Source organism: Streptomyces sp. OfavH-34-F (assembly GCF_022347745.1).
Lineage (GTDB): Bacteria > Actinomycetota > Actinomycetes > Streptomycetales > Streptomycetaceae > Streptomyces.
The window spans coordinates 131,913-138,532 of record NZ_JAKRGC010000001.1; the positions used below are offsets into that span (position 1 = coordinate 131,913).

General features: G+C 74.7%; 7 protein-coding genes and 1 pseudogene. 2 read left to right on the forward strand and 6 right to left on the reverse strand.

What is annotated here, in order from left to right; genetic code table 11:
* Positions 1-106: 106 nt before the first annotated feature.
* Entirely contained in the window at positions 107-550 is a 444-nt protein-coding gene (locus MHW47_RS00625) for an NUDIX domain-containing protein (protein WP_239220572.1), read from the forward strand.
* Here the strand turns inward: MHW47_RS00625 and MHW47_RS00630 are convergent.
* The gene (locus MHW47_RS00630) at positions 501-1,229 is read right to left on the reverse strand and encodes a PIG-L deacetylase family protein (protein WP_275448673.1); all 729 of its coding nucleotides are present in this window, start codon (positions 1,227-1,229) and stop codon (positions 501-503) included. The two genes, MHW47_RS00625 and MHW47_RS00630, sit on opposite strands and share 50 nt — an antisense overlap.
* Positions 1,230-1,295: 66 nt before the next feature.
* On the opposite strand from MHW47_RS00630, the gene MHW47_RS00640 reads away from it, so the two are divergent.
* Positions 1,296-2,384: a hypothetical protein gene (locus MHW47_RS00640; RefSeq protein WP_239220573.1), complete on the forward strand. Its 1,089-nt coding sequence runs from the start codon at positions 1,296-1,298 to the stop codon at positions 2,382-2,384.
* Here MHW47_RS00640 and MHW47_RS00645 read toward each other — a convergent pair.
* The 5 genes and pseudogenes from MHW47_RS00645 to MHW47_RS00665 all read right to left on the reverse strand — a co-directional run.
* On the reverse strand, positions 2,369-3,319 hold the full coding sequence (locus MHW47_RS00645) for an aldo/keto reductase (RefSeq protein ID WP_239220574.1): 951 nt from the start codon (positions 3,317-3,319) through the stop codon (positions 2,369-2,371). The genes MHW47_RS00640 and MHW47_RS00645 overlap by 16 nt on opposite strands.
* The gene (locus tag MHW47_RS00650; RefSeq protein ID WP_239220575.1) at positions 3,316-4,227 is read right to left on the reverse strand and encodes an NAD(P)-dependent oxidoreductase; all 912 of its coding nucleotides are present in this window, start codon (positions 4,225-4,227) and stop codon (positions 3,316-3,318) included. Before MHW47_RS00650 ends, MHW47_RS00645 begins: the two co-directional genes overlap by 4 nt.
* The gene (locus MHW47_RS00655; RefSeq protein WP_239220576.1) at positions 4,224-4,868 is read right to left on the reverse strand and encodes a hypothetical protein; all 645 of its coding nucleotides are present in this window, start codon (positions 4,866-4,868) and stop codon (positions 4,224-4,226) included. Before MHW47_RS00655 ends, MHW47_RS00650 begins: the two co-directional genes overlap by 4 nt.
* Positions 4,855-6,393, reverse strand: coding sequence for a class I adenylate-forming enzyme family protein (locus MHW47_RS00660; RefSeq protein WP_239220577.1), 1,539 nt, complete (start codon positions 6,391-6,393; stop codon positions 4,855-4,857). Before MHW47_RS00660 ends, MHW47_RS00655 begins: the two co-directional genes overlap by 14 nt.
* Positions 6,393-6,620: pseudogene (locus tag MHW47_RS00665) on the reverse strand (hypothetical protein); the annotation flags it as partial. The gene MHW47_RS00660 and the pseudogene MHW47_RS00665, both read right to left, overlap by 1 nt.

Here is a 6,620-nt window from a genome sequence, read left to right on the forward strand (position 1 = left end):
CAGGTGCCGGGCGGAGGTGGTGGGCTGGGACGATGCCGTACCTCCTGCTTCCTCACGTCACCCGGTGGCTTTCATGATTCCTGAGTACGTTGCCGAGCTCCGTTCCTTGGTCGGCCCTGAGCACCGGCTCTGGCTGCCGGGGGTGAACGCGGTCGTCCTCGACCAGGGGCAGGTGCTGCTTCACCGTCGTTCCGACACCGGGGACTGGTCGATTCTGAGCGGCATCCTCGACCCGGGCGAACAGCCGGCGGCCGGGGTGGTGCGCGAGGTGGCGGAGGAGACCGGGGTGCGAGTGGTGGTCGAGCGCCTCGCCGGGGTAACGGTCTCCCCGCAGGTGGTGCACACCAACGGGCACCGGGCGCAGTACCTGGAGCTGGTCTTCGTGTGCCGTCCGGACGGCCCGGGCCAGGTGGCCCGGGTCGCGGACGACGAGTCGCTGGAGGTCGGCTGGTTCCCGGTGGACGCGTTGCCGCCGATGCGGGCGAGGACCGGCGAGTTGCTCAGGCTCGGCCTGGAGGAGCGGGAGCGGGCGTGGTTCCGGCCGGTGTGAGGACGGTGTGCCGGAGCACCTCGAACGCTTCCGCGGCGTCGTGGCCGATCTGGGCGCCGCGCAGCCGGGCTGCGGCCAGTACGGCTTCCGGGGAGCGGGTGTGCGGCCAGGGCCGCATCTCCGTGGCGTACACCTCCAGGGCCTGTTCCTTGACGGCCAGCGCGTGGGGGGTGAGGGGCTGGAACCAGGTCGGGCGGAAGGGGCGTTGGGGGGCCCATTCGGTGGCGGAGCGGACTTCCCAGGCCAGGACCGTGGTGACCGGGCAGCCGGGCTGGGGCCGGGTGGCCGCGGCGACGGCCTCGGCGGTGATGCGGTGGTCCAGGGACAGGTCGGCGCTGCTGTGGGTGTAGACGATGTCGGGCTGCCAGGTCCGGACGGCGTTCTCGACGGCCTGGGTGATCTTCAGCCTGGGCACGGTGTCGAAGGCGTTGTCGTCGAAGGCGGCGATCTCGGCCTGGGCGTTGTAGAGGGCGGCGGCCCGGTGGACGCAGGCGCTGCGGTGGGCGAAGGCCTGGTCGTGGTCGTGTTCGGGGCGGCTGGTGGAGCTGGCGCTGAGCACCAGGATCCGTACCCGGTCCCCGGCGGCGGCGTGCTCGGCGAGGGTGCCGCCGGCGCCCAGGGTCTCGTCGTCGGCGTGGGCGGCGACGGCCAGCACGGTACGGGCGGTGGTGGTGTTCATGGCGCTCCTGTCGGCGGATCGGTTCGGGTCGCGTCGCGGCCCGCTGGAGAAGGGGTGGGAACTGGTATGCGGGAGACGTGCTTTCCCGGAGTCGAGCTGCGGGTCGGCCGGATGGAAATCGGCGAGGGGGTGCGGATCGGTGAGGGCACGGTGATCGTGGCCGACGACCTGGTCCTGGGCGCCGGGGCGGTGATCGGGCCGGGCTGCGACCTGCGCTCCGCGTGCCTGGAGTTCGGCCCCGGCGCCCGGGTCGGCGAGGGTGGCCGGTGGCTGGTCGCGGACCTGGCCCGGCTGGGAGCCGCGACGGTCGTCGACGCGGGCGCCGAGGTGGTGTGCCGGGAGCTGACGATCGCCGAGGGCACCTACGTGGGGCACCGGTTGCGGATCGGCGCGGGGGCGACGATGGAGGAGCGCTCGCTGGTGCGGATCGGGGCCCGGTGTCAGATCGCCCCGGACGTGACCTTGAACTGCACGGAGCCGGTCGTGATCGGCGACGAGGTGGGCATCAGCGCCCAGGTGGCGGTCTTCACCCACGGCTACCACGCCGGGCACCCGGTCCGGGACGGGCACGCGGCGGCGTTCGCCGGCGTCGAGGTCGAGGACGGGGTGTGGCTGGGCCTGCGGTCGGTGCTGCTGCCCGGGGTACGGGTGGGAGCGGGCACCGTGGTCGCCGCGAGCGCCACGGTGACGCGGCCGCTGCCCGCCGGGGTGCTCGCGGCCGGCGTGCCCGCGGTGGTCAAGCGCCGTCTTCAGCCGCGGGCCCTGGATGCGGCGAGGCGGCGCGAGATGGTGTCCGCACTGGTGGAGGGCTGGATCGAGCGCCTGGCGTTCAAGGGCCTGGCGGTGCGTCCGGTGCCGGGCGGTGTGGGCCGGGCCGGGTGGGAGGTGACGGGCCGGGGCGGACGCTGGGCGGTCCTCCTTGCGGTCGGCGCCGGGGCGGTGCGCGTCGAACTGCGGCCGGACGGTGGTGAGATGGTGGTGTTCGGGTTCGGTGAGCCGCTGACGGTGCGCGGGGTGCTGGATGAGCTCGGGCACGATCTGCGCGATCACTGCCGCAGGGCGACGTGGCAGTTCCCGTACGGGTCGAACAGCCGGGGTCTGGTGCCGCAGCGGTTCGCGCGGCTGCTGGACGGCGCCGGTCACGGGCCGTCCTGAAGGTAGGCGGCGAGCGCGGGGGTGACGCGGTCGGCCTGCGCGGCGCCGGCCATGCTCTGGGCCAGTTGCTCTGGGGTGCGCGGGCCGATGACGGGGATCACCGGCGCCGGGCGGTGGGCGCGCAGCCAGGCCAGGGCCAGCCCGTGCGGAGTCATCCCGAGGGCGGCCGCCACCTGGTGGAGCCGGGCGCGGCGTCCGCGCCCGGCCGCCGTGTCGTAGGCGGCACTGTGGTGGGCGCGGTGGCGGCCGCTGTGGCGGGCGGCCAGGTAGCCGGCGGCGAGCGTCCGGTACGGGGTGAGGGTCATGCCGTGCCTGGCGGCCATGTCCAGGTGCGCGGGGTCGGCTTCGACGAGCCAGGGTTCGGCGGGCGGATCGGCGCGCGCGGCCAGGCTCCACAGCGGCGCGGTGAGCGCCGGGGCGGCGAGTCGGGCTGCCGCGGCGTACGTCGTCCAGGCGTTCAGGCGGGCGGTTGTCCAGTTGGAGGCGCCGACCTGTTCGGCGAGGCCCTCCCCAACGGCCCGGTCGGCGGCGTCCGCTATCTCGCCGACCGGCACGGTGGGGTCGTCGCGGTGCAGTACCAGGATGGTGGGCCGGCCGAGGCGTTCGGCGCTGCGTCGGGCGGAGGCAAGGATCGTCTCGGGGCGCAGGTCTCCCCGGTCGGGGCGGGTGGGGTCGAGTCCGGCCTTGGTGATCACCCGCATCCCGGGGGCGCCGACGGCTTGCAGCCAGGCGCCGATCAGCGGCTCGGCCAGGAACGCGCCGCTGTGGGGGCCGTAGGTGGGGGCGGTGTCGATGAGCCGGCCGCCGAGCTCCTGGTAGGTGTCGAGGAGCTGGTGGGCGACGTCGGCGGGCAGCGCGCGGGTGCCGAACTCGAAGGTGCCCAGCGCCGCCACGCCCGTCGGGGGCGTGGCGGCGCCGGCGGGGGCGAGGGTCACTGGGGTGCCCCGGCCGGGGTCCAGGCGGTAGCGCGGGTGCGGGCGGTGTCGGCGAGGGCCTCTTCGAGCGGCCGGGTGGGCAGCGGCCCGTAGGTGGAGGTGAACAGGGTCGTGTCGGCGGTGAAGGAGCGGATCTCGTTGGGCCGGGGGTGGGTGTGGGCGAGGGTGCCGCGACCGGTGGCGCGGATGACCGCCCGGGCCAGCTCGAGGACGGTGGTGGCCTGCCCGGAGCCGACGTTGACGACGGGCAGCAGCCGGTCGGTCTGCAGGATGCGGCCGAGCATGGCGGTGGTGTCGTCGATGTGGGTCAGGTCCCGGGCCTGGTTGCCGGTGCCCTCGATCATCAGGGGCCGGTCGGCGAGGGCGGCGTCGATGAAGGCGGGGACGACCGCGTCTGGGTCCTCCCACGGGCCGTAGGTGTTGAAGAACCGGACCGTGCCGATCTGCCGGCCGGGGCCGAGGCGGGGACGGTAGATGTCGGCCAGGTGCTCGGTGGCGGCCTTCCCGGCCGCGTACGGGGAGCGGGGCCGGTGCGGGCTGGTCTCGGCCAGCGGCCCGTTCTGCTCGCCGTAGACCTCGCAGGAGGAGGCGAGGAGCAGGCGGCCGGCGCCGGAGGCCGTGAAGGTGTGGATGATGTGCCGGTCGACGGTCGTGTTGTGCTCGAAGCCGCCCGGGTCGAACGAGGCGGGGACGGACTTGTGGGCGGCCAGGTGCACGACGGTGTGGAAGTCGTCCAGGTCGGCGGGGCTGAGGGTGCGGACGTCGCGCTTCACCAGGTGGTCGGGGCGGGGCCGGGGCGAGCGGACGGAAAGGTCGTCCAGGGCAGTGACGGCGTGCCCGGCGGCGCGCAGGGCGGTGGTGAGGGCGGAGCCGATGAAGCCGGCCGCGCCGGTGATCAGCAGGTTCACGAGCGGTCCTTGGCGGGGTCGAGGGTGTCGAGGTAGGAGGCCAGGGCAGCGGGGCCCTGGTAGGTGTGGGCGCGGATGCCGAGCTCGGTCGCGGCGTCGGTGACCAGCGCGATGTCGTCGACGAGGACGAGGTGCTCGCGGGTGGTGTGGTGGGCGGCGGCGACGTGGTCGAAGAACTCCGCGCCGGGCTTGGTGGCTCCGATCTCGTGCGAGCAGTGCACCGTGTCCAGCACCGGCAAGTCCTCGCGAAACAGGTCTCGCCAGAACGCGGCGTGCAGCACGTTGGTGTTGGAGACTCCGACGACCGCGTCGAACCGGCTGCGGACCGGCGGGGCGGCCAGCAGGGCGAGCAGGGCGGGGTCGGTGGTGCCGTAGATCGCGTTCCAGCCCGCCTCCAGCTGCTCGTCGCTCAGGTCCACGGCCAGGAGACGGCGCAGGTGTTCCAGGTAGTCAGCGGGTTCGATGTCGCCGCGTTCGAAGGCGTCGAAGGGGGCGTCGATCAGCCAGCGCTCCCGCAGCTGCTCGGGGTCCTGCCCGGCGGCGTCGGCCCATGCGTCGAGGGCCTTGAGGAAGGAGTAGCTGAAGAAGACGCCGCCCATGTCGACGAGCAGGACGCGGCGGGGGCGGTCAGACGAGGGCACGGGTGGTCTCCAGGGTCGGCAGAAGGTGGCTGTAGTGGACGGTGACCAGGTCGCGGCGGGGTTTGCCGGTGGAGGTGACCAGCAGGAGGTCGGGCCACCGGTCGGGCAGGACGTGGACGGCCGCCAGGTCGCAGTAGGGCAGTTCGCCTTCGCGCCGGGCCGTCTCGATGCCGTGGAACAGCTCGCCCTCCAGCGCGGCGACCCGGTCGGGCAGCCAGTCGGCGGTGGTGGGCGCGGAGACGAGGGCGACGGCGCGGGGCAAGCCGGGGCCAAGCAGGCACGCGGCGTCGACGGCGGGGTGGGTGAGCAGGTGCGCCTCGACCGGTTCGGGGTGGATCATCTCGCCCGCGCCGGTCTTGAACGCCGATCCGATCCGGCCGGTCAGACACAGCTCGCCGGACGCGTCTCTGGTGCTCCTCACCCGGTCGCCGGTGTGCAGCCAGCCGTCCGGGTCGGTGACCGCGTTCAGCCGCGGCCACCGCTCGACATATCCGGCGGCCACGTGGGGGCCGCGCAGGAGGAGTTGGCCGCCGTCGTCGATCCGGTGGTCCACGCCGACCGGCCGGCCCAGCCCGGGGGCGGTGGCGTCGTCCTGGTGGAAGGCAGGGACGGTGGTCTCGGTGGCGCCGTAGGCGCCGCAGATCCGCAGTCCGGTGTGCTGGTGAAGGGTGTCGGCGACCGTGCGGTCGAGGGCGGCGGCGCCGTTGACGGCGGTGCGCACCTGGGCCAGGGCCTGCCGCAGCCGCTGTCCGCTTTCGTCCGGCTGCCGGCAGGCGGCGGCCAGGCGGGCCCACACCTGGGGGACGCCGAGCAGGGTGTCCGCCTGGTGCTGGCGCAGGTCCTGTTCGAGGCGGGCCGGGGTGGAGGCGATGACGGTGGTCCCGTACAGGCACATCAGGGTGTGGCCCATGATCCGCTGGGCGATGTGGGAGACGGGCAGGTAGCACAGGGTGCGCGTGGGCCGGCCGGTCCACTGGGCGGTCCAGGTGTCGGTTCCGTGCACCAGAGCCGCCTCGGTGAGGGCGACGGCGCGCGGCACGCCGGTGGTGCCGGAGGTGAACACGAGGGCGGCGGTCTGTTCCAGTCGGCGTCCGGCCAGGCGGCGGGCCGCCGTGCGCCACTGCGCGGGGGTGCCGCCCGGCCGGGTGCTCCGCTCGTCCACGGTGAGCACGGGCGTCCGGGCGTGGCCGGCGGCGAGCGCGCCGTCGCCGACGGTGTCCAGGATGGCGGCGGGCCGCACCACCGGCCACAGCGCGGCGAGTTGGTCGCGGGGCAGGTCCGGCAGGACGGCGGGGACCGCGCCGGCCAGGAGAACGGCCAGGTCCGCGACGGAGAACAGCGGGCCAGGCCCGGTGCGCAGCAGCACGACGCGTCCGGTCACGTCGGTGGTGGCGCGCAGCTGCTGGGCGAGGGTCAGTGCCCGGCCGAGGACCTCGTCGAACGTCCAGGCGGTGCCGTTCAGGTCGACGACGGCCGGCTGCCTGCCGGGGTGGGCGAGGAAGCGGGTAAGGAGACGGTCGGCCATCACAGGTCCCGGGCGGTGGTCGCGGTCAGGTGGTGGGCTGCGGCGAGCTGACGGCCGCGGGCGGCGACAAGCGCGTGACGGGAGATGGCCAGGGCGTCGCGCCAGCAGCCCTCCAGGCCCGCGGCGCGGTGGATCGCGGCCGCCCCGGCGGCGTCGAACAGCGTCCGGCACGCGGCTTCGGCGGCCTCGGCCATCTGGCAGCACGCGGTGCGCAGCAGCGCCCGCTG

Coding starts and splice junctions, on each gene's coding strand:
- MHW47_RS00630 (WP_275448673.1), bottom strand. CDS start 1,229: ATGAACACCACCACCGCCCGTACCGTGCTGGCCGTCGCCGCCCACGCC.
- MHW47_RS00640 (WP_239220573.1), top strand. CDS start 1,296: ATGCGGGAGACGTGCTTTCCCGGAGTCGAGCTGCGGGTCGGCCGGATG.
- MHW47_RS00660 (WP_239220577.1), bottom strand. CDS start 6,393: ATGGCCGACCGTCTCCTTACCCGCTTCCTCGCCCACCCCGGCAGGCAG.